The organism is Kitasatospora sp. NPDC048540 (genome assembly GCF_040651175.1).
Taxonomy (GTDB): domain Bacteria; phylum Actinomycetota; class Actinomycetes; order Streptomycetales; family Streptomycetaceae; genus Kitasatospora.
The window spans coordinates 19,724-45,927 of sequence record NZ_JBEZIR010000066.1 but is presented as its reverse complement, the minus strand read 5'-3'; the positions used below and the strand labels follow the sequence as shown (position 1 = coordinate 45,927).

At 74.5% G+C, this 26,204-nt stretch carries 24 protein-coding genes; 16 read left to right on the top strand and 8 right to left on the bottom strand.

Annotated elements, in window-relative coordinates:
* Positions 1 to 1,573: polymorphic toxin-type HINT domain-containing protein (locus tag AB0D08_RS24205; protein WP_359891508.1), on the top strand; the 1,573-nt coding region annotated here is incomplete at its 5' end.
* Positions 1,573 to 1,968, top strand: a complete 396-nt coding sequence (locus AB0D08_RS24200) for a hypothetical protein (RefSeq protein ID WP_359891505.1) — start codon at positions 1,573 to 1,575, stop codon at positions 1,966 to 1,968. The genes AB0D08_RS24205 and AB0D08_RS24200, both read left to right, overlap by 1 nt.
* Before the next feature lie 241 nt (positions 1,969 to 2,209).
* On the opposite strand, the gene AB0D08_RS24195 is transcribed toward AB0D08_RS24200, so the two are convergent.
* A complete protein-coding gene (locus tag AB0D08_RS24195; RefSeq protein WP_359891502.1) occupies positions 2,210 to 2,839 on the bottom strand; it encodes a uridine kinase in 630 nt (209 codons plus the stop codon).
* Positions 2,840 to 2,985: 146 nt separating this feature from the next.
* Between AB0D08_RS24195 and AB0D08_RS24190 the strand changes: the two genes are divergently transcribed.
* The 6 genes from AB0D08_RS24190 to AB0D08_RS24165 all read left to right on the top strand — a co-directional run bounded on the left by AB0D08_RS24190 (position 2,986) and on the right by AB0D08_RS24165 (position 8,234).
* On the top strand, positions 2,986 to 3,492 hold the full coding sequence (locus tag AB0D08_RS24190) for a phosphohydrolase (protein ID WP_359891510.1): 507 nt from the start codon (positions 2,986 to 2,988) through the stop codon (positions 3,490 to 3,492).
* A gap of 152 nt (positions 3,493 to 3,644) precedes the next feature.
* Positions 3,645 to 3,815 carry a hypothetical protein gene (locus AB0D08_RS24185; protein WP_158515678.1) on the top strand — a complete coding sequence of 57 codons (171 nt, stop codon included), beginning with the start codon at positions 3,645 to 3,647 and terminating at the stop codon, positions 3,813 to 3,815.
* Positions 3,812 to 4,123: a dsRBD fold-containing protein gene (locus AB0D08_RS24180; RefSeq protein WP_359891499.1), complete on the top strand. Its 312-nt coding sequence runs from the start codon at positions 3,812 to 3,814 to the stop codon at positions 4,121 to 4,123. Before AB0D08_RS24185 ends, AB0D08_RS24180 begins: the two co-directional genes overlap by 4 nt.
* A gap of 173 nt (positions 4,124 to 4,296) precedes the next feature.
* Positions 4,297 to 6,102 carry a serine/threonine-protein kinase gene (locus AB0D08_RS24175; protein WP_359891497.1) on the top strand — a complete coding sequence of 602 codons (1,806 nt, stop codon included), beginning with the start codon at positions 4,297 to 4,299 and terminating at the stop codon, positions 6,100 to 6,102.
* Positions 6,103 to 6,115: 13 nt separating this feature from the next.
* Complete coding sequence (locus AB0D08_RS24170) at positions 6,116 to 7,549, top strand: hypothetical protein (protein ID WP_359891494.1); 1,434 nt, start codon at positions 6,116 to 6,118, stop codon at positions 7,547 to 7,549.
* A 370-nt stretch (positions 7,550 to 7,919) separates the two neighbouring features.
* Positions 7,920 to 8,234: a hypothetical protein gene (locus AB0D08_RS24165; protein WP_033826319.1), complete on the top strand. Its 315-nt coding sequence runs from the start codon at positions 7,920 to 7,922 to the stop codon at positions 8,232 to 8,234.
* Between the two features lie 87 nt (positions 8,235 to 8,321).
* Here AB0D08_RS24165 and AB0D08_RS24160 read toward each other — a convergent pair whose 3' ends face one another.
* The gene (locus tag AB0D08_RS24160) at positions 8,322 to 8,690 is read right to left on the bottom strand and encodes a hypothetical protein (RefSeq protein ID WP_359891492.1); all 369 of its coding nucleotides are present in this window, start codon (positions 8,688 to 8,690) and stop codon (positions 8,322 to 8,324) included.
* Positions 8,691 to 9,416: 726 nt separating this feature from the next.
* On the opposite strand from AB0D08_RS24160, the gene AB0D08_RS24155 reads away from it, so the two are divergent.
* Complete coding sequence (locus AB0D08_RS24155; RefSeq protein ID WP_033826317.1) at positions 9,417 to 9,944, top strand: EF-hand domain-containing protein; 528 nt, start codon at positions 9,417 to 9,419, stop codon at positions 9,942 to 9,944.
* 162 nt (positions 9,945 to 10,106) lie between these two features.
* Here AB0D08_RS24155 and AB0D08_RS24150 read toward each other — a convergent pair whose 3' ends face one another.
* From AB0D08_RS24150 to AB0D08_RS24140, 3 genes are all read right to left on the bottom strand, one after another.
* The gene (locus tag AB0D08_RS24150) at positions 10,107 to 10,871 is read right to left on the bottom strand and encodes a hypothetical protein (protein WP_051814510.1); all 765 of its coding nucleotides are present in this window, start codon (positions 10,869 to 10,871) and stop codon (positions 10,107 to 10,109) included.
* Between the two features lie 116 nt (positions 10,872 to 10,987).
* On the bottom strand, positions 10,988 to 12,661 hold the full coding sequence (gene dacB, locus AB0D08_RS24145) for a D-alanyl-D-alanine carboxypeptidase/D-alanyl-D-alanine-endopeptidase (protein WP_359891488.1): 1,674 nt from the start codon (positions 12,659 to 12,661) through the stop codon (positions 10,988 to 10,990).
* Positions 12,662 to 13,010: 349 nt separating this feature from the next.
* The gene (locus AB0D08_RS24140; RefSeq protein ID WP_033826316.1) at positions 13,011 to 13,295 is read right to left on the bottom strand and encodes a hypothetical protein; all 285 of its coding nucleotides are present in this window, start codon (positions 13,293 to 13,295) and stop codon (positions 13,011 to 13,013) included.
* 145 nt (positions 13,296 to 13,440) lie between these two features.
* Between AB0D08_RS24140 and AB0D08_RS24135 the strand changes: the two genes are divergently transcribed.
* The 3 genes from AB0D08_RS24135 to AB0D08_RS24125 are packed head-to-tail and all read left to right on the top strand — an operon-like array spanning position 13,441 to position 17,339.
* Entirely contained in the window at positions 13,441 to 15,792 is a 2,352-nt protein-coding gene (locus AB0D08_RS24135; RefSeq protein WP_359891485.1) for an FHA domain-containing protein, read from the top strand.
* A gap of 9 nt (positions 15,793 to 15,801) precedes the next feature.
* On the top strand, positions 15,802 to 16,326 hold the full coding sequence (locus AB0D08_RS24130) for a hypothetical protein (protein ID WP_033823207.1): 525 nt from the start codon (positions 15,802 to 15,804) through the stop codon (positions 16,324 to 16,326).
* A complete protein-coding gene (locus tag AB0D08_RS24125; RefSeq protein ID WP_359891483.1) occupies positions 16,323 to 17,339 on the top strand; it encodes a serine/threonine-protein kinase in 1,017 nt (338 codons plus the stop codon). The genes AB0D08_RS24130 and AB0D08_RS24125 overlap by 4 nt, the downstream gene beginning before the upstream one ends.
* A 7-nt stretch (positions 17,340 to 17,346) precedes the next feature.
* On the opposite strand, the gene AB0D08_RS24120 is transcribed toward AB0D08_RS24125, so the two are convergent.
* Positions 17,347 to 18,606, bottom strand: a complete 1,260-nt coding sequence (locus AB0D08_RS24120) for a streptophobe family protein (protein ID WP_033823209.1) — start codon at positions 18,604 to 18,606, stop codon at positions 17,347 to 17,349.
* Positions 18,607 to 18,972: 366 nt separating this feature from the next.
* On the opposite strand from AB0D08_RS24120, the gene AB0D08_RS24115 reads away from it, so the two are divergent.
* Positions 18,973 to 20,097, top strand: a complete 1,125-nt coding sequence (locus tag AB0D08_RS24115) for a DUF6777 domain-containing protein (RefSeq protein WP_359891479.1) — start codon at positions 18,973 to 18,975, stop codon at positions 20,095 to 20,097.
* Between the two features lie 55 nt (positions 20,098 to 20,152).
* Here AB0D08_RS24115 and AB0D08_RS24110 read toward each other — a convergent pair whose 3' ends face one another.
* Both AB0D08_RS24110 and AB0D08_RS24105 read right to left on the bottom strand, forming a co-directional pair.
* Positions 20,153 to 21,037: a lysophospholipid acyltransferase family protein gene (locus AB0D08_RS24110; RefSeq protein ID WP_359891478.1), complete on the bottom strand. Its 885-nt coding sequence runs from the start codon at positions 21,035 to 21,037 to the stop codon at positions 20,153 to 20,155.
* Complete coding sequence (locus AB0D08_RS24105; RefSeq protein ID WP_359891475.1) at positions 21,034 to 21,876, bottom strand: GNAT family N-acyltransferase; 843 nt, start codon at positions 21,874 to 21,876, stop codon at positions 21,034 to 21,036. The genes AB0D08_RS24110 and AB0D08_RS24105 overlap by 4 nt, the downstream gene beginning before the upstream one ends.
* Positions 21,877 to 22,191: 315 nt before the next feature.
* Here AB0D08_RS24105 and mptB point away from each other — a divergent pair, with 315 nt between their 5' ends.
* The 3 genes from mptB to AB0D08_RS24090 all read left to right on the top strand — a co-directional run bounded on the left by mptB (position 22,192) and on the right by AB0D08_RS24090 (position 26,191).
* Positions 22,192 to 23,625, top strand: a complete 1,434-nt coding sequence (gene mptB, locus AB0D08_RS24100) for a polyprenol phosphomannose-dependent alpha 1,6 mannosyltransferase MptB (RefSeq protein WP_359891473.1) — start codon at positions 22,192 to 22,194, stop codon at positions 23,623 to 23,625.
* Between the two features lie 128 nt (positions 23,626 to 23,753).
* Entirely contained in the window at positions 23,754 to 25,055 is a 1,302-nt protein-coding gene (locus tag AB0D08_RS24095; protein WP_359891470.1) for a glycosyltransferase 87 family protein, read from the top strand.
* A gap of 389 nt (positions 25,056 to 25,444) precedes the next feature.
* The gene (locus AB0D08_RS24090) at positions 25,445 to 26,191 is read left to right on the top strand and encodes a peptidoglycan-binding protein (protein ID WP_359891467.1); all 747 of its coding nucleotides are present in this window, start codon (positions 25,445 to 25,447) and stop codon (positions 26,189 to 26,191) included.
* Positions 26,192 to 26,204 lie beyond the last annotated feature (13 nt).

The following is a 26,204-nucleotide window of genomic DNA, read 5'->3' as shown; positions in this document are numbered from 1 at the left end:
CCTCAACCCCGACCCCCTCATGCTCGCCGACGACCCACAACAGTGGAACGGCTACGCCTACAGCAACAACAACCCCATCAACGCCTCCGACCCCACGGGTCTGGCGCTGGAGGAGTGCGCTTCGGGCTTCTACCGTTGCTCGCACGGCGGCACCCAGGTCGAAGGCCCGGGCAACGGCGGCGGTGGCGGTGGCGGGCTCCCGGGCGGGTGCAGCGCCTTCGCCTACACCTGCGGCACCGGGGCCATGGGCACCAGTGACTGCGCCACCAACTGGCACCCGCCGTGCGCGCCCATCACCAACGGCAACCTCGGTACGGTCGTCATCGTCAACGAGCGCCCCGGCAGCCACCACCCCAGCAAGAGCGGTGACGGCGGCGGTGGCGGCAGCGGCGGCGGTGGCGGGGGCGGCGGCAACGGCCGCGGCACCAAGAAGTGCGGCAGCTGGCTCTCCCTCGACGGCGCCGGATGCCACATCAGCAACGGCGCCAAGCGGACCCAGAACTTCACCACCGACCACCCGGCCGTCCGCGCCATCGTGGTCACCACCGTAGAGATCGCCGCAGGCACCATGTGCTACGCCGGCGGCGCCGCAGGCGCCCTCGAAACCGGCGGAGCCACCGCCGTCGCAGCCGTCGCAGGCTGCGGCGCAGCCGTCGGAGCCCTCGGCTCCGGCCTGGACAACATGCTCGACGGCAACGCCGACCACTCCCTGAAGGGCCAGGCGCTGGCCGAAGTCGGCGGGGCGATCTCCGGAGCCGAAGCAGCGCTCACCGACGGCCTGATGGGCCCGAAGGGCGTCCCGTGTAACAGCTTCCCGGCCGGGACCCAGGTCCTGCTCGGCGACGGCAGCACCAAGCCGATCGACCAGCTCACCACCGCCGACCAGGTCACCGCCACCGACCCGCAGACCGGAGCCACCGGCCCCAAGCAGGTCGTCGCCACCATCACCACCCCGGACGACCAGGAGTTCACCGACCTCACCATCTCAGCCTCGAACGGGGACCGGGCACCGCCCGCGACCCTGACGTCCACCCAGCACCACCCCGCCTGGGACCTCACCACCAACCGCTGGACGGACGCCGCCGATCTCACCACCGGTGACCAACTTCGCCAGCCCGACGGCACCACCGTCACGGTCGAATCGGTCCACAACTACCGCACCACCCCGAAGACGGCCTACAACCTCACCGTCGACGACGTTCATACCTACTACGTCCTGGCCGGCAACACGCCGGTCCTGGTGCACAATTGCCCCACGGGGCTGCCCGCGACGGTTGTGAATCTGCCTGAGGTCGCGGCTCCCAAGCCACTGAAGCCAGCCCAGGTGGAGCAGGCATGGAAGGACTTCCTGGGCGACGGGCCTTACACGAATATCCATCCTCGGACGGGCCAGCCGGACGCCAACCGGCTGGTATCTGCGGACGGTCGTCGCAGCATTCGGATGGGAGACCACGAGATGAACAGCAAGCCCACGAAGTTCCACTTCCATATGGAGACGTGGGACTGGATCTCCCCGCTGAACGAGTGGAGGGTCGGTAATACGATGGTCCGTGTTCCGCTGGGGTTGAAGTAATGAGAGTACAAATCACCAGGGTTCTGGAGGCTACGCCGGGCTTGGTCGAGTTCCGTTGTGAGCTCGGGAGAGCCGTGGGCGCCTGGATGGGGTCGACGGCTGCCCGCCACGGAGAGTTCGACGTCGAGATCGAAGTTCAGGAGGAGATCAGCACCTGGACTGTCCTGGACGCACCCTCTCCTGGCTCCATCGTCGGCGGTGCGGGAGACGCGTCGCAGATTTCCATCACAGGGACCGTTGTGGACATCGGTGAGGCAGACGATCCGGTCGTCGGGATCAGGCTCGGGCCCGACGTCCTCCTGATCGAGGCGCCGGATCGGAAATGGGAGGTCTCAAGAGGAACCGGGGTGCTGCTGAACGTCCATGCTGTTCAGCTTTACCCGATCGATCTCTGATCGTGACGGACCCAGAATGAGATGAACAATCCAGGAGACCTCTCCCTGCGCGGGGAGAGGTCTCCTGCTGTCCGGCGACGGGACAGCTGTGGTGCGGCAGCTGCACGGTGTCGTAGAGGTGACGCCGTCGCCGAAACTTCAAGTGCCGGTGGCGATGGTGCCGTCCGGCTCGGCGCAGCCGTCGGTGGTGTGGCTCTGGGAAGGCTCGGACCGGCAGCCGCCCCGGCGAAGGCCGTCGGGTTCAGCGCTCGACCAGCGCCGGGTGTCTCGGGTCGTCCACCCGGACGGTGAGGTCGGCCAGTTCGGCCGGGCCGGTCTCCTCCCGGTAGCGGGCGAAGGCGGGCAACGTCCACCGGTCCGCCTCCGGGGTGTGTCGGGCCAGTGCCGCGTCGCCCATCGCCAGATGCACCGTCAGCTCGAACGGCAGCCAGCGCCCCAGCAGCAGCGCGCCGTCAAGCACCAGCACCCCGCGCGGCGGCAGTTCCACGTAACCGGCCCTGGTCGCCCGGTCGTTGACCGCGTCCCAGAGCGAGGGCAGCACCTGGCCGGTGCCGCCCGGCTCCAAGGGGTCGAGCACCTCGCGCAGCAGCCCGCGGTCGTCCAGCCACAGGTCGTGGAAGGCGTCGGCGTCGTGGTGGCCGTACTCCAGCCGGATCGAGGCGGGCCGCAGGAAGTCCGCCGCCGACACCCGCAGGACCGGCCGCCCGAGCAGCCGCAACGGTTCCACCAGGGCGTCCGCCAGCGCGCCGGGCCGCGCGGCCGGTGCGCCGTCGACGGCCACCCGTACCCAGCTGCCGTCGTCGGGCAGCGCGTTGATGCGGTCGGTCAGCAGCCGGGCCAGCCGTTCGGGGGAGATCGGTGTCACCTGCACCCCGCCATCCTGCCCGATCGGGGATCCGGCCATCGGTCCGGATGCTCCGGCTATATTGCGGCCAGGCTGACAGCCGTTCATCCGATGGGGGAGTGCCCGTGTCCGTACCTGTGCCCGCGTCCCTGCCCGTACCGGTACCCGTACCCGTGCTCGACCTGGCCGGCGTCGAGCGGCTCGCGGCCGAGGCGCACGCCGGCCAGACCGACAAGATCGGTGTGCCGTACGTGGAGCACGTCCGGGCCGTGGCCGCGGGGGTGGCCGCGTTCGGGACCGGCCTGCAGATGGCCGCGCTGCTGCACGACGTGCTGGAGGACACCCCGCTGACCGCGGAGGACCTGCTGCGTGCGGGCGTGCCGTTCGGCGTGGTGGCGACCGTCCGCCGGGTCAGCCGGACCGCCGGGGTCGCCTACCACGCCATGCTCCAGCAGATCGTCACCGACCACTCGGCCACCCTGCTCAAGATCTCCGACAACGCGCACAACTCCCGGGCCGACCGCGCCGCCGGGCTGCCCGCCGCCGACCGGGAACGGCTCGCCGAACGCTACCGGGCCGCCCGCCGCGTCCTGTGGCCCGCCGCCGCCTCCGAGGACGTCCGCACCATCGTCTCGACCGTCAACCCCGACCTGCTGGCGGAGCTGGACGGGCGGGCCTGAGCGGCACCCCTGGTCCGACCCCGGCCAGCACTGGCCCGCCCGCACGGGCAGGAGCAGGCTGGAGGCAGGAACGCGCCCGGCCGGCCGCGGGCACCGTCACGGCGGCGGCCCCGCCGCGCAGGGCGCCCCGCACCCGGACCAGGGAGCCTGCGATGTCCGACATGCAAGACAGGATGAACGACAAGGCCGAGCGCGACACCGAGAACGTCCGCGCCGCCGACCCGGAGGAAGGCATCACCTCCTACCAGAACGCCCACGCGCAGGAGATGGCCCCGGCCGAGGGCGACCCGATGGAGGAGACGCAGGAAGGCGGCAGGTCGTGACGGCCGGCTCCGCCGCGGCCCCGGAGCCCCACACCGCCGACTGGCAGGTCCGGCTCACGGTCACCGAGACGGGCGACCACACCCGGGCGCACGCCGTCCTGGACACCGGTGGCCCCGGCGGGACCGGCGGTACCCGGCTGGAGGCGGACGCCGAGGCCCACCGCAGCCCGCACGACCCCGCCGCACCCGTGATCGGCGACGAACTCGCCGCCGGGCGCGCCCTGCTCGAGCTCGGCCACCGCCTGGTGCAGGCCGGCTCGGTCGCCGCGGAAGCCGCCGAATCGGCCCGCCGCCGCGACGGAGAGTGACCACGAAGCATCCTTGCCGCCGTAGCGCACCAGGGCGGTCGCATCGAAAAACAGTACGCGAAGCACTGGAATCGTGACCTATCATCGCCCGCGGGCCGGAACCCACCGGCCCGCGGCTGCGTCACCCTCGGTGTCCGCAAGCCCATGCGGACCAGACCTCCGGGGGTGGACAGGTGGACGAAGCGATAGGCGCGACCGGCCCGGCCGATGCGCAGCACGACGAGCCCCAGCGGCCCGACGGAACCGAGCCGAAGGACGGCACCGCCCCGCAGGACGGAACCGAGCCGCAGGCCGGGCCCGACCAGCAGTGGGAACTGCCGGACTACGAGCACCTGCGCGAACTCGGCGCGGGCGCCGCCGGCCGAGTCGTCCTCGCCCACCACCGGGCCACCGGCACGCCGGTCGCCGTCAAGTACCTCTCCGGCAGCAGCGCCGACCACCGGGGCTTCCGCGCCGAGGCCGAACTCCTGGGCGGCCTGCGCTCCCCGTACATCGCCCAGCTGTACGAGTACGTGGAGAGCCCGCAGGGCGCCGCCATCGTGATGGAGCTGGTCGACGGCATCTCGCTGCGCGACCTGCTGCGCGCCGAGGGCGCGACCGCCCCCGAGGCCGCCCTCACCGTCCTCAAGGGCTCGCTGCTCGGCCTGGCTGCGGCGCACGGCGCGGGCGTCATCCACCGCGACTACAAGCCCGCCAACGTCCTGGTCGCCGCCGACGGTTCCTCCAAGCTGGTCGACTTCGGCATCGCCGTGCGCAGCGGCGCCACCGGCGCCATCGCCGGTACCCCCGCGTACATGGCCCCCGAGCAGTGGGCGGGCGAGCCCGCCGCCCCGGCCACCGACGTGTACGCCGCCACCGCGACCTTCTTCGAGTGCCTCACCGGCGCCAAGCCGTACGCGGGCACCACCCTGATGGAACTCGCGGTCCAGCACACCGAGGCCCAGATCCCGGCCGAGCAGGCACCCGAGGCGCTGCGCCCGCTGATCCGTGCCGGACTCGCCAAGACCCCGCAGGAGCGGCCCGACGGCGCCGCCCTGCTGGTCGAGCAGCTGGAGGAGGTGGCCGGCGCCGCCTACGGCGAGGACTGGGAGGAGCGCGGCCGCCGGCAGCTCGCCGCCCTGGTCGCCCTGCTGCCACTGCTGCTGCCGTTCGGCGGCGTGCAGGCGGGCGGCGGGACCTCGTTCGCCTCCACCACGCTCGCCCCGCCCGGACCGGGCGGCCCCGCCGGGCCGAACGCGGCCGGGGTGGCCCGCTTCGGGCGCCGCGCCAAGCTCGCCAGCGCCGCGACCGGCGTCGTCCTGGTCGCGGGCGCGATGGCCGGGGTGGCCGTGGCCGGTGCCCAGGGCGCGGCCGGGACCACCGATGTGGCGGCCCCCCGGGCGACCACCACCCTCGGTGCGGCCACGCCCACCGGCGACCCGGGCCCCGTGACACCCGCGTCGGCCCCGCCGTCCGACTCGGCCTCACCGTCGGCGTCCACCTCCGCTTCGGCGTCCGCCTCGGCGAGCCCGTCGGCCACCCTCGCCGCACCGCCGTCGCCCGGCAGTCCGGCCACGCCCAAGGTCACGCCGACCCCGTCGGTCACCAAGCCGACCACGGCGCCCCCGGTCACGGTCACCCCGCCGCCGCCCACCAGCGCGACGCCGACCGTGACGGTCGCGCCGCTGCAGGTGTACTCCAGCACGATGAAGGCCTCCTGCAGCGGCCTGTACGCGGCGAGGGCCGACGGCACCGTGTCGACCAACGGCACCGGCCCGGGAACGGTCACCGTGACCTGGACGGACGCCAACGGGAAGGTGGTCGGCACCCAGTCGACGCCGCTGCCCGCCGGGAAGACCACCGTGGCCTTCTCGTCGACCCAGTCCTTCGGCACCGCGTCCACCCTGACCGCCAGGGTCGCCACCTCGCCGGCCGCCCCGCGGGGCAAGGGTGCCGCACCCGCCACGCTCTACTCCTTCAACTGCAACCCGCCCCGCTGAGAGCAGGACCGGCATGACCACCCAACCTCCGGCCGAGCCGGACCCGACCGCCCGTCCCGGCCGTCCGGGCGACGAGCGCCCCGCCGAGCCCGCGGCGGCGGCCTTCACCCTGGGCCCGGTCCGCCGCACCAAGCCCGCCAAGCCCGCCGAGCCCGCCGAGCCCGCCGAGTCGGCCGAGCCGGCCGCGCTGGCCGAGCCGGCCGCGCTGGCCGAGCCCGCGCAGCCGGCAGCACCGGCGGTACCGGCAGCGCCCCACGCACCTGAGGCGGCTGCCGACGTCCCGGACCACACGGTGCAGCTGGTGGTCCCCGCCGGCGCCCCGGACCACACGGTGCAGCTCGTGATGCCCGCAGCGGGGGAGCCGGCCGCGGCGGCCGCTCCGACCGGCGGGCCCGAGCACACGGTCCAACTGGTGATGCCGCCCTCCGGCCCGACCGGTCACCCCGTGCCGGCCTCCGCGCCCGCCACCGGTCCCGATGCCACGGTGCAACTGCGCACGGAGCAGACCGCAGGCCCGGCAGCGGATCCGGAGTCGACCGTCCGGCTTCCGCCGAAGTCGTTCGTCGCGGATCCGGAGTCGACCGTTCGCCTTCCCCCGAAGTCGATCGTCGCCGACCCGGAGTCGACCGTCCGGCTCCCGCCGAAGTCGTCGGCGGCGCCGGGCGCGGAGGAGCTGACGGTCCGTCTCGACGAGGCGGGCATCGCGTCCACCGTGCGCCTGCCCCAGCCTCCCCCGGGATCCCAGGCTCCCGGACCCGACCGTACGGTCCAGCTCAAGGCCCAGCCGCAGCCGCAGTTGGCGCCGGGCTCCACGCCGTCGCCGATGTCGGGGCCGATCCCCGCGGGCAGTGCCACCTTCCTCGACCCCGAGGTCTGGTCGACCCCCGCCACCGAGCGCACCACGCCCCAGCCCGCCGACCCGGTCGAACCCGGCCCGGGCCAGGACGGCGCCACCCCGCCGGACGGCCTGCGCCGCTTCGGCCCCGGTGTGCCGCCGCAGGCCGCCGCCGTCTGGCACGGCGAGACCCAGCCGCCGGCCGCCGAGCCGCCGCGCAAGCGCCGCCGCCGGTGGCTGCTGCTCCCGCTGCTGGTGATCCTCGCCGTGCTGGCGTACCTGGCCTGGCAGCGCTACGGCCACCCGGTGGTGGTGAAGGCCGTCTCCGTCCAGGCCGACGCGAGCGGACTGACCTGCGACGGCACCCAGGCGATCACCGGGACCCTGGAGACCGACGGCGGGAGCGGCGAGGTCACCTACCGCTGGCTGCGCAGCGACGGTACGGACTCCGGCGAGCTCACGCAGGAGGTGCCGAGCGGCCACCACTCGACCGAGGTGGTGCTGCGGTGGTCGTTCCACGGACAGGGCAGCATGGACGCGACCGCGACTCTTGAGGTTCTGTCACCGGGATCGCAGACCTCGGCCGCCTCCTTCACCTACACCTGCCGCTGACGGCCCACTCCCGGACCGCCCCGCTGTCACCCTGCGCCACGCAGGGTGGCCGGGGCGGTCCGCGGTTCGTGCGTGGTGGAGCGGTCGGCGTGATCCGCCGTCATCAGGGGAACCGCCGCAGGTGACGGAATGTGCACGGATTCGATCCGGGGCCCGTTCATCCGGTGATTCCAAGTCCTGGAGGCGCGTATTCCGGCGGCCTTCAGGAAGTGGCAATTCCGGTGCGGTCGATGAATGCGCAACAATTCCCGCCGGAATTTTCCGCCTGCTTGCCGTCGGGCCGGCCGCTCGCGTATGTACCATGAGAAGCAGGGTTGTTGGGCCCATGAACTCCTTGGACGATTACGGACGCAGGAGGAGTGTGGAATCAATGGCGATCTCACATCGGCAGTTCTTCCGCCAACTCAAGGGCAGAGTCCCGATCAACGTGAATCTGAGCGGATTCGACATCACTCGCAGATCCCCGATCCTGGTCACCGCTGCCCCGTGCAGTCTGGGCAGCGGCTTCTTCGACCCGGACATCAGGCTGAACGTGCACGGCCCGGAGATCCGCGTGACCAACGTCGTCCCGCACGGACCCGAGCCCGAGACCGGCGGTGTCGAGTTCATCCTCGACGTCGACGACCTGACGGATGTGGCCGTCACCATCACGGTGTTCGAACCGTGGAGCAGCTTCTCGATCTGACGAGCCCGGGAGGTCCACACCGCGTGGCTCGGTGAGCGGGCCCGGCCGGGCCCGGTACCGCGTCGCGCGGTCCTCCGGCCGTAGCCGTCAGGGCACCGGCCACTCGACGGCGCCGCGCCGCACCACCACCGGTCCGGCGAGGGTGCTCTCCAGCGACCGCAACTGCCCGACCACCACCGGGCCGGGGATGCCCGTGAGTTCGGCCAACCGGCACAGCAGGCCGCCCAACGCGTCGAACTCCCCGGCGCCCACGTCCCGGTGAGCCGTCATCGCCCAGCCGTCGGCCGCCGCTGTCAGCGCACCCCGGTCCGCCAGCAGCGCCGGTGGCCCACCGTGCGCCTCCTCCACCTCGAGCGCTTCGGCGAGACCCAAGCAGCCGCGCAGCTCGGCCAGTTCGCCGTCGCACAGAGTGCCCGGCAGGCGGATGGACAGCGTCAGCTCGTACGTGTCGCTCACGCACCGCAGCCTAGCGCCGCGCGACGGCCGCCCGCCGGGGAACGCCGGGACGATACTCGGCAGCGGATCAGGCGGTCAGTGGCTGCCCGACAGTTGGCACACGAGGCGGCCGGGTTGCTGCGGATCGGTCCCGGTGTGGCCGGGCCGGACCGGGACCGCGTTCGGCGCGGGCACGGCGGACCGGGTCAGGGCCCGGCACTGTGCCACCTCGGCGGGGGCGACGGTCGCCGCACCTGCGGGGTGAGCCCCGAGGGTGAGCCCGAATCCGCCGATCAGCAGGGCTGACAGGGCGGCAGTTCGGGCGCGGCGGGGACGGTGGGGGCGGTCGAGCGGCATGACACTCCTCGGTCCTGGCGGCCGGGCAGGGGCACCCGGCATCACTCACAGTTGCCATCGTGCGCGGTTCCGTTACTCAGCGCCACCAGTACGCGCCTGGTCGAGCGAATACGAACCATCCCGTCGGGGGGTGCCCTCTGGTCGGACTCGTCGGGGCGGGTGCCTCGATCCGGATGGTCGGATCAGCTGTCGATCGGACTACTCCGCCCTGTCGGTGGCGTTCCTTGACCGCATTGTTCGTGGCCGAAAGGATGGCGTCGGGCCGGAAGCGACAGCCGCTCCAGGGGCAGGTCCGGCCCCGCGGACCCACCCCGACTCCTCCTTCCGGGTGCCCGTACCCTCCGCGCACCGGGTGCCGACTCCCGACTCCCCTCGGAAAGGCGCAGGCCGATGGCAGGCAGCATCCAGGAGCGCAAGCTCCACCGTCAGTTCGAGCTGCTCGATCTGGACGGCAACGGCTTCATCGAGCAGAAGGACGTGGCGGAGTTCGTCGAGCGGATCACCGAGGCCGCGGGCGCCGAGGGCACCCCGCAGGGCGAGGCAATGCGCCAGGGCGCCGAGCGGCTCTGGCAGCAGTTGCAGCAGGCCCTGGACACCGACGGCGACCAGCGCATCAGCCGGGACGAGTTCGTCAGCTCGGCCGACCTGCACGCGGTGATGACCGAGGCGATCAAGCTCGGCGCAGCGGCCTTCGACGTCACCGACACCGACGGGGACGGCCGGATCAGCCTTCAGGAGTGGATCCGGATGGACCAGAAGATCGGGGTGCTGCGCGGCGACAGCGAACAGGGCTTCAACCGCCTCGACCTGGACGGAGACGGCTATGTCAGCCGGGCCGAATACGTGCAGGGCGTCGAGGAGTTCTACCGCAGCGACGATCCGTCCGCGCCCGGCAACTGGGCCTTCGGACGGTTCTAGCCGGCGTTGCCGGTTCACCGGTCCCGGGCTCCGTCACCGGACCGGCCCGCCGGCGCGGAGCGGCCCTTCCGCCCGGGAACGGACCGGGGCGCGGTCGAGTCAGACCGTGCCCCGGACCGCGCCGGGCCGTGCCGGGCCGTGCCGGGCCGTGCCGGGTCGCGCTCAGGCCTCCTGCTGGGTCTCCCGGGCGGACTCCGACGAGGCCTGCTGCGGCACCTCTGCCACCTGCTCCGGCCCGCCCTGGCCTGCGCCCGCCGACGTGGAGGCCGTCGGCGTCGGGGCGGCCGGTCCGGCCGGGGTCGGGGAGTCGTCCGCCGGTGCCGTCTCGGGCTCGCCCTCGGCCCGCGGCGCGGGCAGTCCGGCGACGCCCTCGCCGCGGACGGAGCTGTGGAGGTCGGACTCGTCGGCCTGGTGGCCGAAGTAGGTGATCCCCGCACGGCCGCGCCAGCCGGGGTCGGCGCAGACCAGGCCCTCGGGGTAGGCGGGGTAGCCGTAGGACTCGACGTAGTCGGAGTGGCGCTGGTAGGTGCGGCGGTAGACACCGTCGCCGTTGGCCGATCCGTTGTCGTTGGTGTTGCCGGAGACGACCGTGATGGTGGTGTCGGTGTAGGCGATGCAGAGGCCGGTGTGGGTGCCGCCGGGCCCGTCGGGGTTGCCGGGGGCGCCGAAGAACACCTGGGCGCCGATCGCCGGGTAGACGGAGAGCCGTCCGCGCTTCTTGAACCAGGCGCGTCCGACGGAGCAGGAGGCGGTGTTGGGGAAGCAGGCGGCGTTGCCGGTCTCCTTGGCGACGGCTGCCACGAAGTCCGCACACCAGCTCTCGGCGGGCCGCCCCATCTCCTGGGAGAAGCGGTTCCGGTTTCCGGGCCCTTCCCGGTAGCCGATCCAGGTCTTGGCCTTGTCGATCATCGCGCGTGCGCCGGGCATGATTCCTCCAAACGGCCGGGCCCTGCCAACGACGGTCGGCAGGGCCCGGTCACGGGAGTGGTGCGCGGACGACCGTTACTCCGGACGGAGGACGGCCGGCCCGCACCCGGCGGTGCTCAGCAGCGGCCGAACAACTCGCAGTCCTCCCAACGGGTACCGCCCGGAACCTCGCTCGCGGGGGCCTCGGTCGCGGCGGGGGTCGCAGCGGAGCGCGCGGCCGGCGCACCGAAGGACTTCACGCCGGGGGTGCTCGCCGGGGCGCTCGCGGGCGCGCTGCTGGGCGCCGCGGTCGGCGTGCTGCCGGCCGGGGCGGGGTGGCCGCCGGCGAGCCGGACGGCGATCGCGTCGATCACCGGGCGGGGGCTGGTCCCGGCGAAGTTGTTCAGCATGACGGTGAACGCCAGCCGACGGCCGTCCGGGGCGGTGGCGTAGCCACTGAGGTTGTCCACGCCGCTCATCGAGCCGCTCTTGGCGTGCACGTTGTCGGCGGCGGCGGTGCCGCGCATCCGGTTGGCCAGCGTGCCGCCGACCATCCGCTCGGGGTTGCCCGCCACCGGCATCGCGTCGTACCAGGCCTTGAACCACGGCTTGTCCTGGGCGACCTTCAGCAGCCCGGTCATCTTCGCCGGGGTGATCAGGTCGTAGCGGGACAGGCCGGAGCCGTCGACCTGGCGGCCGGCCGGGGTCTCCAGGCCGTTGGCCTTGAGGAAGCCCTTGACCTGGGCGATCCCGGCGGCCCAGGTGCCCTGGCCGCCCTTGACCTTGCCGAGCTCCTTGGTGAGGTGCTCGGCCAGGCCGTTGTTGCTGATCTTGAGCATCGGGACGATCAGCTCGCCGATCGGCTTGGAGTCGTGGCTGGCCAGCGGCTGCGAGGCCTCGCTCCCGCTGGCGGCGGCGACCGGGCGCACGACCCGCACCCCGTGGCGGGCGAGCGCGCCCGCGAACACCTTCCCGGCGTAGTCGGCCGGGTTCTCCACGGTGGTCAGGAACGAGGCGGGCGCCGCGCCGACGGCTATGCTGCCGGACAGGGCCAGCTCGTTGACGCCGCGGCGGCGCTCGACGCCCGCGCTGGTGCCGCTGCCGGCCGCGCCGGTGGTGATCTTCCCGACCGGCTTGACCGGCGCCTCGGCCGGGAACAGCGTGATGGTGGCGTCGTCACCGGCCGCCGCGCCGGGGGTGACGGTGACCTTGACGGTGTCCATCGTGTACTCGGTGTCGGTGGCGACCGTCAGACCCGAGATCTGCGGGCTGTAGGAGTACGCCTCGTCGTCCCAGGCCCAGCCGGGGCCGAGCGGGGTGGAGTCGTACCGGCTGCCGTCGGCCAGCACGCGGCCGGTGACGGTGGTGATCCCGGCGGCCGAGACCTGGGCGGCCAGGTCGTCCAGGTCCTGCGGGAGCAGGCTCGGGTCGCCGCCGCCGCGCAGGACGACGTCCCCGACCAGGGTGCTGCCGTGCTTGGTGCCGGTGGTGCGGACCTCGGTGGTGAACCGGTGGTCGGCGCCGAGCAGGTCGAGCGCGGCGGCCGAGGTGACCGTCTTCATCGTGGAGGCCGGGGTCAGCAGCGCGTCCGCCTGGTGCTGGTAGACCACCTGGCCGGTGGTGGTGTCCACGACCTGCACGCCCGCCTGGGCGCCCGCGAGGCGGGCGTCGGCGAGGATCGCGTCCAGGTCGGCGACCAGCGTCGGGTCGGCCGGGGCCGGGGTGTCGGCGGCGGCGGAGCCGACCAGCAGGGAGGCAGCGATGGCGGCCGCGGCCAGAGGCAGGGCACGGCGCTTCAGCTGAGAGGGCAAGTCTGCTCCAGGTTCCGGAGTGGCGAGGGGAGCGCAACACTCCGCGCCGTGCGCCGGGACCCCGGGCACGGGTCGGCAGCTGCCCCCCGTTTGGCGTGTGCCGGACAGATCATATCCTGACAAACCATCAGAAGATCCCGGCCGGCCGACCCTCTCACCAGCTACCACGCGCCGGGCGGCCAATACGTTGCACGCCCGGCCGTCACAACCGTGGCGGCCGCACCGTCATGCTCGGGCAGGCCCGTAGCGCCCCGGTATCGGCGTCCGGCGGGCGCCGCTGCACGCGGCACCCGCCGGAACCCCCGTCCGCTCGCGCTGGCCCCCGCCCGCGGCGCAGCCGTTCGGCCGCTCAGGCCGCCGCCTGCGGGGCCACCGCCTCGCTGTCCGCCTTCACGGCCTCCACCAGCCGCTGGTGCAGCTCCCGCGCGGTCGCCTCGTCCGGCGCCGCGACCGGACTGCCCGCCACGGTGAACCAGTCCAGTGCCCCGCTGTACTGCACGGTGAGCCGCGCCTTGCCCTCGATCCACATGGTGTGCACCGTGAGATCGCCCTTGATCACCCCGATCTCCACCGTCCGCACCCCGCCATGGCCCGCCAGAATCCCCTGCGTCGTCCAGGTCGCCCAGGTGTTCACCAGCCCACTCCCATCCGGTGCCGACGCACCGCCTCGCCCTGCCCCCACAGGTACCCACCCTGCGCCGACGGGAGCCCCCTGTCACCCGGACGGTCGCATCGCGCCCCTCGGGCGGGTGGCCCGGGCCCGGACTAGCATCGTCCTTATGGCAGAGCGACAGTTCGCGCTCACCGCGCCGCAGCTGGTACTCGACGCCGACGGTGACACCCGGGTGATGAATCCGGGCCGCACGTACCACGTCGGCCGCGACCCAGCGAGCGAGATCGTCCTCAGTGATCCCCGGGTTTCCTGGCACCACGCCGTCCTGCACGTCGGGGACGGCCACTGGATGCTGGACGACGTCGGATCGACCAACGGCACCTACACCGGCGGCCACCGGGTGGCGCACCTGGATGTGGGGCCCGGCAGCGAGCTGCGCTTCGGCAGCCCCGCCGACGGCCCGCGCTGCACCCTCCAGGCGCTGCCCCCGCCGGCCCCCGCCCGCCCCCGCCCGTCCGCCCTGACCTCGATCACCGGCTCCTACCGGCCCCCGACCACGGTCCGGCCGCTGCCCGCCAAGGTGATCAGGATCGGCCGCGCCCCCGACAACGACCTGACCATCGCCGACCTCTCGGTCTCCCGCTACCACGCCGAGCTGCGCGCCCGGCCGGACGGCGCCTACGAGATCGCCGACCTCGGCAGCCACAACGGCACGTACCTCAACGGCCAGCCCGTCCAGCAGCAGATCGTCGGCGAGCAGGATCTGATCGGCATCGGCCACGCGGTGTTCTGCCTGGTCGGCGACGAACTCCAGGAGTTCGTCGACACCGGCGACATCGACCTCGACGTGGAGGGCCTGACCGTCACCGTCGGGGAGGGCCGCAAACTGATCGACGGGATCAGCTTCCCGGTCGGCCAGAAGACCCTGCTCGCCGTCGCCGGACCCAGCGGCGCCGGCAAGTCCACCTTGCTGAACGCCCTCACCGGACTGCGCCCCGCCGACCTCGGCACCGTCCGCTACGACGGCCGGGACCTCTACCGCGACTACGCCGAGCTGCGCCGGCGCATCGGCCTGGTCCCGCAGGACGACATCCTGCACACCCAGCTGCCGGTCCGCCGCGCCCTGCGCTACGCCGCCGAACTGCGCTTCCCCGGTGACACCGAGCCCGCCGAACGGGCGGCCCGGGTCGAGGAGGTGATCGGCGAGCTCGGCCTCGGCAAACGCGCCGACCAGGTGATCTCCAGCCTCTCCGGCGGCCAGCGCAAGCGGGTCAGCGTCGCGCTCGAGCTGCTCACCAAACCCTCCCTGCTCTTCCTGGACGAGCCCACCAGCGGCCTCGACCCGGGCATGGACCGCTCGGTGATGCAGATGCTGCGCGGTCTCGCCGACGACGGCCGCACGGTCGTCGTGGTCACCCACAGCGTGCTCAGCCTCGACCTGTGCGACCGGCTGCTGCTGCTCGCCCCGGGCGGCCGGATCGCGTACTACGGGCCGCCCGGCGAGAGCCTGGAGTACTTCGGCTTCACCCAGTGGCCGGAGGCCTTCGAGGCGTTCGAGAACGAGACCGAACGGGACTGGGCCGGCCAGTACCGCTCCTCCACCCCCTACCGCCGCTACATCGCCTCCGCGATGCAGCGCCCCGGCGGCCAGGAGCAGCCCGGCCCCGAGGCCCCGCCCGCCGTTCACCCGGCGCCGCCACCGCCCCAGCGCTGGCACCGCCAGGTCGGCACCCTGGTCCGCCGCTACGCCAGCGCGCTGACCGCCGACCGGACCTTCCTCGCCGTGATGATCGCGCTGCCGTTCGTGATGGGCGTGATGGCCCGCGCCCTGGCCGGCAGCGCCCTGACCGTCGACACCGCGCTCAACGCGCTGCTCATCCTGTGCGTCGGTGGCGTGCTCACCGGCGCCGCCAACGCGGTCCGCGAACTGGTCAAGGAACGGACCATCTACCAGCGCGAGAGAGCCGTCGGCCTGTCCAGATCGGCGTACCTCTGCTCGAAGATCATCGTGCTCGGCACCATCACCGTGGTGCAGGCCGTGGTGCTGACCATGGTCGCCCTGGTCGGGGTCAAGCTCAGACCCGACGGCGGAGGCGGCGTGCTGATGCCGCCACTGGTGGAGATCACCCTCGCCGTCGCGCTGCTCTCGCTCACCGCGATGATGCTCGGCCTGGTCATCTCGGCGCTGGTGAAGAAGGAAGAGGTGACCATGCCGCTGCTGGTCCTGGTCGCCATCGTCCAGGTGGTCTTCTGCGGCGCGCTGCTCCAGCTGAACGGCGTCCCGGGCCTGCAGCAGCTGTCCTGGCTGATCCCCTCGCGCTGGGCGCTGGCCGCGATGGCCTCCACCGTCGACCTGCACGCGATCGTCCCCGGCGACATCACCTCCGACCCGCTCTTCGCCCACCAGGCCTCCACCTGGCTGATCAACATGGGTGCGCTGGCCGGGCTGGCCGTGGTCTACGGCGTGATCGTGGCCCGGCTGCTGCGCCGCCACGAGCCCGCCGTGATGCGGCGATAGGCGGCGGCGATGGGGAGCCCGTACGAGTTCCGTCCCACCCACGTCGCACCCGCCGACGGACTGCAGACCTGGGCCTCGCCGGACCCCTCGCGGCCCAGCATCCGCCTCGATGCGCTGCTGCCCGTCCGGCTCGCCGGCACCGAGGGCAACTGGGCCCGGATCATCTGCTCCAACGGCTGGTCCGCCTGGGTGGACGGCCGGATGCTGGTCGCCCTGCCGCACCGCCCGCCCGGCACCGGGCAGCCGATCGGCACCACCGAGGACCCGCGCCCGCTGCTGGCCGCCCTGGAGCACGCCCTCGCCGAGTACCGGCAGCTGGTCGACGAGTTCGCCGACGGCCGGATCGACCTGGAGGCCTACCGCGCCCGCAGCCGCGGTCTGCGACTGGGCGCCGTCCTGGACGGCACCCAGGCCTGGCTGCTCGACCTCGACCACAGCCGCTGGTACTACTGCGACAGCGCCCAGCTGCAGACCCTCGCCACCGTGGACCCGGGCGGCGCCGCCGACCCGGCCGAGCCCGGGAACACCCCGTGACCACCGCCGCCACGGCCGACCTCACCGGCCACCAGCTGGCCGGCTACCGGCTGGAGAAGCTGATCGGCCGCGGCGGCATGGCCGTCGTCTACCGGGCCGAGGACCTGCGGCTCGGCCGGATCGTCGCGGTCAAACTGCTCGCCCCCGAGCTGGCCCGCAACGACGTCTTCCGCCGGCGCTTCGCCCACGAGTCCAAGGTCGCCGCCGCCATCGACCACCCGCACATCGTCCCGGTCTACGAGGCCGGCGAGGCGGACGGCCTGCTCTACATCGCGATGCGCTACGTCCGCGGCCGGGACCTGCGCGCCCTGCTGGACCGCGAGGGCCCGCTCGACGTCGAGCAGACCGTCCGGATCGGCAGCCAGGTCGCCTCCGCGCTGGACGCCGCCCACGCCCACGACCTGGTCCACCGGGACGTCAAACCCGGCAACATCCTGGTCGCCGAGGGCACCGACCACGACCACCCCGAACACGCCTACCTGACCGACTTCGGACTCACCAAGAAGTCTCTGTCGCTCACCGGCCTGACCAGCGTCGGCCAGTTCGTCGGCACCCTCGACTACGTCGCCCCCGAGCAGATCTCCGGCAAGCCGGTGGACGGCCGCTGCGACGTGTACGGCTTCGGCTGCGTCGTGTACGAGATGCTCTCCGGCGGGCCTCCGTTCACCCGGGACGACGACCTCGCCCTGCTCTGGGCCCACCTGCACGACGAGCCGCCGCACCTCAGCGAGCACCGCCCCGACCTGCCGAAAGCACTCGACGAGGTGCTGGGCCGGGCCCTCGCCAAGGCGCCCGAGGAACGCTACGAGGGCTGCCTGCCCTTCATCGCCGCCCTGCGCGACGTGTCGCGCGCCCCCCGGGCGGCCGAAGCCCCGGCCGCCCCCGCCCCGGCCCCCACCGCGGTCGTCTCGCAGCTGATCCCGCCCGAGGCGGTCCCCTCCGCCGGGCCGGACCGGCCGGCGCCCGCGCCGCCGCTCTGGGCCTGGCCGGTCTTCGGCGTCCCCGAGCGGTAGCCGGACCCTACGGGGTGCCGGGCCGCCGGACGCGGGTGGCGACCAGGCCGCCGAGGAATCCGCCCACGGCGCCCCAGCCGACCCCCAGCGCCACCAGGACCAGCAGGTTCGGCCACAGCTCGGTGGCGCCCCGGCCGCCCATGCCCAGCAGCGCCAGGCCGAACGCCGCCGAGATCCGGGTGACCAGCCCGACCAGCAGCATCGCCACCGCCAGCGCCACCGCGAGGTGCAGGGCGTGCCGCCAGGGCGCCGTCCCCGGCCTGGTGTGCAACGCCATGCCGACCCCGGTCAGCAGCACGGCCACCGCCGCCAGCGGCAGCAGCAGCCAGGCATGGCCGTCCTGCTCGGCCAGCGAGCCCAGGTCGAGGGTGACGTCCTGGTTGGAACGCAGCACCGCGGCCAGCGGCTCGGGCATCGGCAGCCCGATGGTGTCCGTCACATGGCCGTGCCAGGACCCGCCGAGGCCGACGCCTAGCGCGATCCAGGCCAGGTTCGGCAGCGCCAGCGTGATCACCGCCAGCGTCTCGCGCGGGCTGCCGTGGACGAAGACCGCCAGCACCCCGATCACCAGGGCCAGCACCACGTACGCCAGCAGCAGGGTCAGCACGGCGTGCGCGGCGGGCCGCACGGCCGAATGGAAGCGCAGCAGCCGGGCCGGCAGCGGGGTCCGCCGGGACACCGCCAGCGCCAGGGCGAGCACCACCAGCAGCCAGACCAGCCCGAGCCCGGCCGCGGCGCCCGGCTCGACCTTGAAGCCGACCTCGGGTGCGCCGCCGATCAGCCCGCCGATCTCGTCCAGCAGGTCCTCGCCGGTGGAGACGGTGAAGCTGTGCTGCGCGCCCAGGGACACCAGCACCACGGCGACCACCCAGAGCGCCGCGGTCCGCAGGACCCGCCCGGCCAGGTCCCTGCCGCCGACCACGGCGTGCAGCCGCAGCGGACGCAGGAACACCGCCCCGGCGGTCAGCGCGCCGACCAGGGTGACCGACAGCGGCAGCGCCGTGATCCCGCCCTGCGCGGTGGCGACGAAGACCGCGCTGCCCTCCAGCTGGGTGGGCACACCGAGCGCCATCAGCACCGTCGCGGCCACCACCGCCCCGAAGCCGCCGCCCGGCAGGCCGTTGGCGCCCGCCAGCCACAGCCCCAGCGCGGCCACCACGGCCATCGCGGCGAGGGCCGCGACCACCGTCGCCAGCGCGGCCAGCCAGCGGTGCAGCTCGCCGGCGGCGGTGACGGAAGGAGCGCTCCGGTGGTCAGTCCGTTGCATGCCGACTCCTGGCAGGCCTGCCCCCCACCGCCCCGGCCGGGACCGGCCGGACCTCTCCAGCTTCGGGCCTGCCGCGGGTAACGGCGAACCGGTGACCGGGAAGTCGCGGAGTGCAGCGGTCGCACCCAGAATGAGGCGGCGGGGGGCCGCCGCTTTGACCCGCAGTGATCCGGAGGAGACCCGGTGAGTTCCCAGCCGCCGCCCGACCCGCCGCCCGAGCAGCCGTCAGACCCGGGTGCGGGCCCGTCCTCGCCGGGCTCGGGCCCCGGCTCCGGCCCGCCGGCCGGTCCGCCGTCCGGCCCGCTCTCCGGCCCCGGACAGGGGCCGGGCTCCGGATCCGACCGGACCCCTGGCGGGCACCCGCCGGTGGGTGCTGATTCCGGTCCGCTGACCGAGCCCATCGGCAAGATCCCCGACTCGCCGGTGCCGCCGGTGCCGCCGTCCGGCCCACCGTCGCGGCCGCTGGCCCCGAGCTCCGGCGGCGACGGGAAGCGCCCCTGGTGGCGCGGACGGCGCGGGGTCCTGGTGCTGGCGGGCGCGCTCGTCGCGGCCTGCGTCGCGCTGGTCCTGGTCCTCACCAACAAGCCGTCCAGCGTCGTCGACGTGGCCCTCACCCCGGCCGCCGACGTCGGCCCCGACCCGTTCACCGGCTCGGTCGCCGCCGCGGCCGTGGTCTCGCCCCCACCGGGCGCCTCGGCGTCGGCCGGCGGCACCCGCAGCGGCTCCGACCCGGGCCTGTACGGCGGCAGCAAGTCGGTGGCCAGCTGCGACGTCCCCCAGCTGGACCACTACCTGAACGAGAACCCGGACAAGGCCGCGGCCTGGGCCACGGTCGAGGGCATCCAGCCGTCCGACATCTCCGGCTACCTGGGCGGGCTGACCTCCGTCGTGCTGCGCGAGGACACCCGGGTCACCAACCACGGCTTCAGCAACGGCCAGGCCACCCCCTACCAGGCGGTGCTGCAGGCAGGTACCGCCGTGCTGGTGGACTCCCAGGGCGTGCCCCGGGTGCGGTGCGCCTGTGGCAACCCGCTGCTGCCGCCGAAGCACCAGGGATCGTCGGTGAAGTACAGCGGCATCCCCTGGCCGAGCTTCCACAGCGACGCCGTCGTGGTGGTCAGTCCGGCGCCCTCGCCGGTGCCCAGCCTGGCGGTGGTGGACCCGAACGGCGCAACGGTCACCAAACCGGTCGGCAGCGGCTCGGCCTCGGCCTCCGCCCCACCCTCCGGCCACGGGTCGGCGTCCGCCTCGAAGTCCGGCCCATCGGGCGGCTCCTCGCCCCCGGTCTCCGGGCCCTCCACGGCCGCCTCCTCACCACCGGCCCCGGGCCACTCCTCGGCCGCGTCGCCCGCGCCGGTCTCGCCCAACAGCCCCGCGGTGGGGCCGTCGTCGGGCGGCGCCTCGGTCCAGTCGCAGAGCGCGCCCGTTTCCAGCGCCGGGAGCGTCGCGCCGAACAGCCCCGCGGTGGTGGGGTCGTCGCCGGCGCAGTAGCGGGGCGCGCCCGTCCCCGGTACGGCCCGTGCCCGGCCGTGGGCCGACCGGGCGGTCAGCCCCACCGGCTGCCCCGGCCGGCCACGGCCGGCCGGGGGGTCCGCGCCGCCGGGTGGGCGTGCGCGTGGGGCGGCCGGCCGGCCGCGACCGCGTCGCCGACCGCCGCCTGGGCGGCGCCCGCCAGCGCCCGGCGGCCCGGATGGGCGCCCGGGACGATCGGCGGCAGCAGGGTCACCTCGCCGACCAGGCCGCGGGCGGACACCACCCGGCGGACCGACGCCACCAGGCCGTCGTCCCCGACGAACGCCGACACGGTGGTCGGCTCGCCCCGCCCCGTGCGGTAGCGGATCGTCACCGGCTGGACCGGCACACCCGCGTCGATCGCCGCCTGGAACAGCGCGGGCCGGAAGCGCCCGCCGCCGCGCCCGCACCAGGTGCTGCCCTCCGGGAACACCACCACCCGCTCACCCTGGCGCAGCGCCGCCGCGATCTGCCCGACCGTGTCCGGCAGCGACCGCAGCCGGTCCCGCTCGATGAACAGGGTGCCGCTGCGCGCGACGAAACCGCCGAGCACCGGCCAGGCGCCGACCTCGGACTTCGCCAGCATCCGGCCCGGCCGGACCGCCGCGATCAGCGCGATGTCCAGCCAGGACACGTGGTTGGCCACCAGCAGCGCGCCGCCGCGGCCGCCGCCGCGCTCCCCGGTGGAGCGGATCCGCACCCCGAAGCCGGCCGCCACCGCCCGCGACCACACCCGGACCAGCCACTCCCGCTGGGTCCGCGGCAGGCGCCGCACCAGCGGACCCACCGCGATCCCGGCCACCAGCACCGTCAGGCCCACCACGCAGCGCAGGACCCGGCGCGGGACGGAGACCGTCGCGGCCGGGGGCGCCACGCACTCCTGCGGGGTGCACGGCGCCGTCGGCAGCCAGGCGCTCACGACGCGGGGCCCGCTGGGGCGCTCTGCCCGGCCGACAGGAAGTGCCGCAGGTAGCGCGGGTCGGTGCGCTCCAGCGACAGCAGCACGTACAGGTCGGCGACGCCGAAGTCGGGGTCGTAGGCGGGCTCGCCGCAGACCCAGGCGCCCAGGCGCAGGTAGCCGCGGAGCAGCGCCGGGACGGGCGTGCGCTCGGGGCGGGTGATGCCGCTCGGGTCCCACGGGCGGTGCGGGCGGACCCGGTACTCCTCGGGGGCGAGGTGACGGGCGGCCATCGCGTCCCAGACGCCGGCCGCGGTGCCGCCGCCGTCGGTGAGCGGCACGGAGCAGCAGCCGGCGATCCAGGTGTTGCCGGCGTCGACCAGGTAGCGGGCGATGCCGCCCCACATCAGGTTGATCACCGCGCCGTTGCCGCGGTGCTCGGCGGCGATGCAGGACCGGCCGACCTCGACCATGTCGCCGCGGATGCCGGCCAGCTTCGACAGGTCGAACTCGCTGTCCGAGTACAGCCGTCCGGCGCGCTCGGCCTGGGCCGGGCGCAGCAGCCGGTAGGTGCCGACCACCTCGCCGGTGGAGTCGTCGCGCACCAGCAGGTGGTCGCAGAAGTCGTCGAACGGGTCGACGTCGAAGCCGGGCAGCGGGGTGTCGAGCACCGCGCCGAGCTCCTCGGCGAACACCTGGTGGCGCAGGCGCTGGGAGGCCCGCAGGTCGGCCTCGTCGCGGGCCAGCGCGACCGTGTAGGACGGCGCGGCGGCGGGCTTGGCCCGGCGGGAGGCGGGCACCGACGGTCGCGCGGCGCCGTCGGCGGTGGCCGGCAGCGTGAGAGTGGTAACAGCGGTCATGGCGAACTCTCCGTGGATTCGCGGACGGTGACGGGTGCGCGATGAGCCGGGCACCCGCGAGGTCCGGGACGACCGTCACGCGTTTGGCGTGGCACCCGTATGTCTCCCCGAGCGGGCTGGCGTCGCGGTGGCCATTCGGCGGAGCGCAGATGTGCACCGGCTGAAGGCCTGGCTGCGGCCCCCGGAGGGCCGGCCGGCGGCCCCGGGAGGCCGCCGGGCCCCGGGCCTGCGGGTGCCGGAACCGGACAGGCGCCGGTCACCTGTTGGTCGATGAGGCGTCAACGACCGGCCACCGGCCCCTGACAGCTTGTCCGCATGCCGATCCGGGGTGTGGCCACTGACCCGTACTGGTGCCGGACGCTCGGGTTCGCGGGCACGGCGGCCCTCGCGGTCGGTGGCCTGGCCGCGGGGGCGCTTCCGACCGGGGTGTCGTACGGGCCCCTGCACGGCCACCCCCGACTCGGGCTGCTGGTGGTGTACTTCGGGCTGGTTCTGCTGATCGCGGGCTGGCTCAGACTGGGCCAGGTGGTCCGCGGGCCCCACGCGCCCGGCCCGCGCTCGCTGATGCTGACCCTGGCGCTGTGGGCCGCGCCGCTGGTGGCCGGTCCGCCGCTGTTCAGCCGCGACGTGTACAGCTACCTGGCGCAGGGTGCGATGGTCGACGGCGGTCTGGACGTGTACACCCACGGCCCCGCCGACCTGGGCGGCCCGCTGGCCGAACAGGTGCCCGCGATATGGCAGTTCACCCCGGCGCCGTACGGCCCGGTGTTCCTGTCGCTGTCCGGCGCGGTGGCCGGGGCGAGCGGCCGGCACGTCTACTTCGGGGTGCTGGGCCTGCGGCTGGTGGCACTGCTCGGGGTGGCGCTGCTGGTGGCCCTCGTCCCGCGGCTGGCCCGCCGCTGCGGGGTCGACCCCGGCGTGGCGCTCTGGCTCGGCGTGCTCAACCCGCTGGTCCTGCTGCACCTGGTGGCCGGCGCCCACAACGACGCCGTGATGCTCGGACTGCTGGTCGCCGGGCTGGTCCTGGCACTCGCCCGCCGTCCGCTCTGGGCGGCCGGACTGGTGTGCCTGGCGGCCCTGGTCAAGGCACCGGCCGCGCTCGGCCTGCTACCGGTCGCCGCACTGTGGTCGCAGCGGCTGAAGGGCCGGGCCCGGCTGCTGCGGGCCGGGTCCGCCGTCGCGGCCGCCGCCCTGGGAACAGCCGCCGCCGCCACCGCCGCGACCGGCACGGGCTACGGCTGGATCCACGCGCTCGGCACCCCGGTGTCGGCCGGCAACTGGTCGCTGACCAGCGCACTGGGCCGGGCCACCCGGGGGCTGGCGGTGCTGCTGGGCGCCGGGCCCGCGGAGGGCGCGACAGCGCTGTGGCGGTGGCTCGGCCTGGCCGCGGCGGCCGCCGTCCTGCTGTACCTGTGGGCCCGGCGCCCGGTGGCCTCACCCGTCCACCTGCTCGGCCTGAGCCTCACCGCGCTGGTGGTGCTCGGCCCGGCGCTGCGCCCCTGGTACGCGCTGTGGGGCGTGGTGCTGCTGGCCGCCGCCGCGACCCACGGCCGAATACGCCGCTGGGCGGCGCCCGCCAGCGGTGTGCTCGCCCTGGCGGTGCTGCCCAGCGGGTTCACCCCCGATATCCCGGAACTGGCCGCGGCGGTCACCGGCGGCCTGCTGGCGGTCGCGGCGCTGTACGGGCTGCGGCTGCTGCCCGGCGACCGGCCGCTGGTGATCGAGGCCCAGGAGCGGGCGCTGTGGTGAGCGGGCCGGACGGTGGACGGATGACAACAGGGCGAGCGGGTACGGGCCGATCGGTGGCGGGACGCGTGGTGACAGGACGAGTGGTGGCGGGGCGAGTGGTGACAGGGCAGGGGACGGCCGGGAACAGGGTGAGCGGCCGGGCGGCGGCCGGCGGGCCGGGCACCGCCCGGCGGGTGCTGGTCCTGGCCGGGCTGGCGCTGGCGGTCGGCGTCTTCATCGCCGTGATCCCGGGCCACCGCGGCTGGTTCGACGTCGGGGTCTACTACGGGACCGTCCACCACTGGACCGGCGGCGGCGCGCTGTACGACTACGTGCACCCCAACAGCACGATGGGCTTCACCTACCCGCCGTTCGCGGCGGTCTGCATGCTGCCGATGGCCCTGGTGGGCTGGCACACGGCGGTGGCGATCAGCGTGGTGCTGAGCGCCCTGGCCGCCGCCGCGCTGCTGTACTGGCTGGTCGATCCGGTCGCCCGGCGGCTGGGGTGGAACCGGTGGTTCACCTTCGGGGTGGCCGGCTGCCTGCTCGGGCTGCTCGAACCGGTCCGCGACACCTTCAGCTTCGGGCAGGTCAACCTGCTGTTGGTGGCGCTGGTGCTCGCCGACTGGAAGCTGCTGACCGGCGCCCCGCAGCGCTGCCGGTACGCGGGCATCGGGATCGGTCTGGCGGCCGCGTTCAAGCTGACGCCGGCCGTGTTCATCCTCTACCTGGCCGTCACCCGGCGCCGCCGTGCCACCCTGGTCGCGGCCGGTACGGCGGTCGGCGCCACCCTGATCGGCCGGCTGGCGGCGCCCGAGGCCTCGCACGCGTTCTGGACCGACCTGCTGTGGAACACCAACCGGGTCGGTTCGCTCGGCTACGTCTCCAACCAGTCCCTTCAGGGCATGATCGCCCGGCTGGCACCGGACGTCCCCGGGCGCGCCGCCTGGGCGCTCGCCGTGATCGGGGTGCTCGCGCTGTGGGCGTACCGGGTGCACCGGGCCGCCGCCGCGGGCGACGAGCTGACCGGCTTCGCGCTGACCGGGCTGACCTCCTGTCTGATCAGCCCGATCACCTGGATCCACCACCTGGTCTGGGTCCTGCCGGCCCTGGTCCTGCTGGCCGACGCCGGCCTGCGCGAACCCGTCGGCTCGGCCCGGCGCGGCCGGCTGCTGGCCGCGGCGGCCGCCGGGTACGTGGTGCTGTGCAGCAGCGTGGTCTGGCTCTGGCGGTTCGACACCGCGGGGGTCGGCGGACTGATCGGCGGCAGCACCTACCTGTGGATCACCCTCGGGCTGCTGATCGCGCTGCCGGTCCGCCCGGCGGCGGCCGCCCGCAGCGGACGGCTGCTCCCGGGCGGCCTGCCGGCGGCGCCGGCCGACCTCGCGGGGGCGGGGGCGGGGGCGGGGGCGATGGTGCGGGCCGGCCTCGGCGTGGGCCGGGTCCGCTGAGGCCGGGCGCGTTCCGGCGGCGGCCCACGGTCGGAACCGGGCACGCACCGCAACCGATCCATCGGGCCCGGGGGCTTTTGCGGACATCGCCGGTCGAGAGGGAAGGCGCCGAGGCGCCCGTTCCGGCGCCCGGTGCAGGGGAGGCACTCCGATCCCCGGCGCCCGCACCGCCGGGCGGACGCGTGGCGTCGAGCGAGGTGGGAGCGGTTCGCGGCCGTCAGCAAGGGGGCGCCACGCCCGCCTTCGGCGGAACGGCCGGAGTGCCCCGGTGCTGCGGCCGGGCTGGAGCCGGTCGCCCGGGAGCGGATACCCTCGGCCTCGATTTCGCGCACCGCCGACGGGGTTCCACCGCTCCGGCGGCCCGCCGTACCCACCCTCGACGAGGACCAGTGACAGAGCACCCCACCACCGCCCGGCCGGGACCCGTGGCCGGCGACAGCCTGGTCCGGCCGTACATGCCGCCCGTCCTCGACCTGCCCGAGCCGCCCGGCCCGGTCGAGCGGCCCGTCCCGGTCCAGGCGCCGGCGCCGCTGCTTGCGCCGACGCCGCCCGTGGCGCGGCCGGCGGCCCGGCAGGAGCCCGCCGGGCGCGGGGGAGGGGCGGTGTCGCGGGCCACCCTGAGCCTTGCCGCCGCCGTCTGCCTGCTGCTCGGTGGCGCGGTGTACTTCGTCACCCGGTCTGCCCCGCCACCCGCGCACCCGGTCACCGCACCGACCCCGCCGGCCGTCCTGCCCGGTGCCGCCTCCGGTACCGCGCCCGGTTCCGCTCCGGCCACCGCCGCACCGGCCACCACCGCAGCGGCCACCACCGCACCGGTCCCGGAGCCGGTACCGTCGGCCAGCCAGGCGCCGCCCTCGCCCGCGGCCACCCCGTCCGCGGCCGCCTCCGGTCCCCGGACCACCGGCGCCGCCGCGCCGTCCGGCCCGCGCGTCCTCACCGTCGGCGACACCGGCCCGGACGTGACGGCCCTCCAGGACCTGCTCTTCGGGCAGGGTTTCACCTATGTGACCCGTACCGGCCGCTTCGACGAGGCCACCCGGCGCGGTACGGCCCAGTTGCAGAGCGACCGCGGTATCACCGGTGACCCGTCAGGTGTGTACGGCCCGAACACCCGGGCGGCCCTGGAAGGCCGCTGACCGGCGCGGGACC

Coding starts and splice junctions, on each gene's coding strand:
- AB0D08_RS24200 (WP_359891505.1), top strand. CDS start 1,573: ATGAGAGTACAAATCACCAGGGTTCTGGAGGCTACGCCGGGCTTGGTC.
- AB0D08_RS24185 (WP_158515678.1), top strand. CDS start 3,645: ATGTCCGACATGCAAGACAGGATGAACGACAAGGCCGAGCGCGACACC.
- AB0D08_RS24170 (WP_359891494.1), top strand. CDS start 6,116: ATGACCACCCAACCTCCGGCCGAGCCGGACCCGACCGCCCGTCCCGGC.
- AB0D08_RS24165 (WP_033826319.1), top strand. CDS start 7,920: ATGGCGATCTCACATCGGCAGTTCTTCCGCCAACTCAAGGGCAGAGTC.
- AB0D08_RS24155 (WP_033826317.1), top strand. CDS start 9,417: ATGGCAGGCAGCATCCAGGAGCGCAAGCTCCACCGTCAGTTCGAGCTG.
- AB0D08_RS24150 (WP_051814510.1), bottom strand. CDS start 10,871: ATGCCCGGCGCACGCGCGATGATCGACAAGGCCAAGACCTGGATCGGC.
- AB0D08_RS24135 (WP_359891485.1), top strand. CDS start 13,441: ATGGCAGAGCGACAGTTCGCGCTCACCGCGCCGCAGCTGGTACTCGAC.
- AB0D08_RS24130 (WP_033823207.1), top strand. CDS start 15,802: ATGGGGAGCCCGTACGAGTTCCGTCCCACCCACGTCGCACCCGCCGAC.
- AB0D08_RS24120 (WP_033823209.1), bottom strand. CDS start 18,606: ATGCAACGGACTGACCACCGGAGCGCTCCTTCCGTCACCGCCGCCGGC.
- AB0D08_RS24105 (WP_359891475.1), bottom strand. CDS start 21,876: ATGACCGCTGTTACCACTCTCACGCTGCCGGCCACCGCCGACGGCGCC.
- mptB (WP_359891473.1), top strand. CDS start 22,192: ATGCCGATCCGGGGTGTGGCCACTGACCCGTACTGGTGCCGGACGCTC.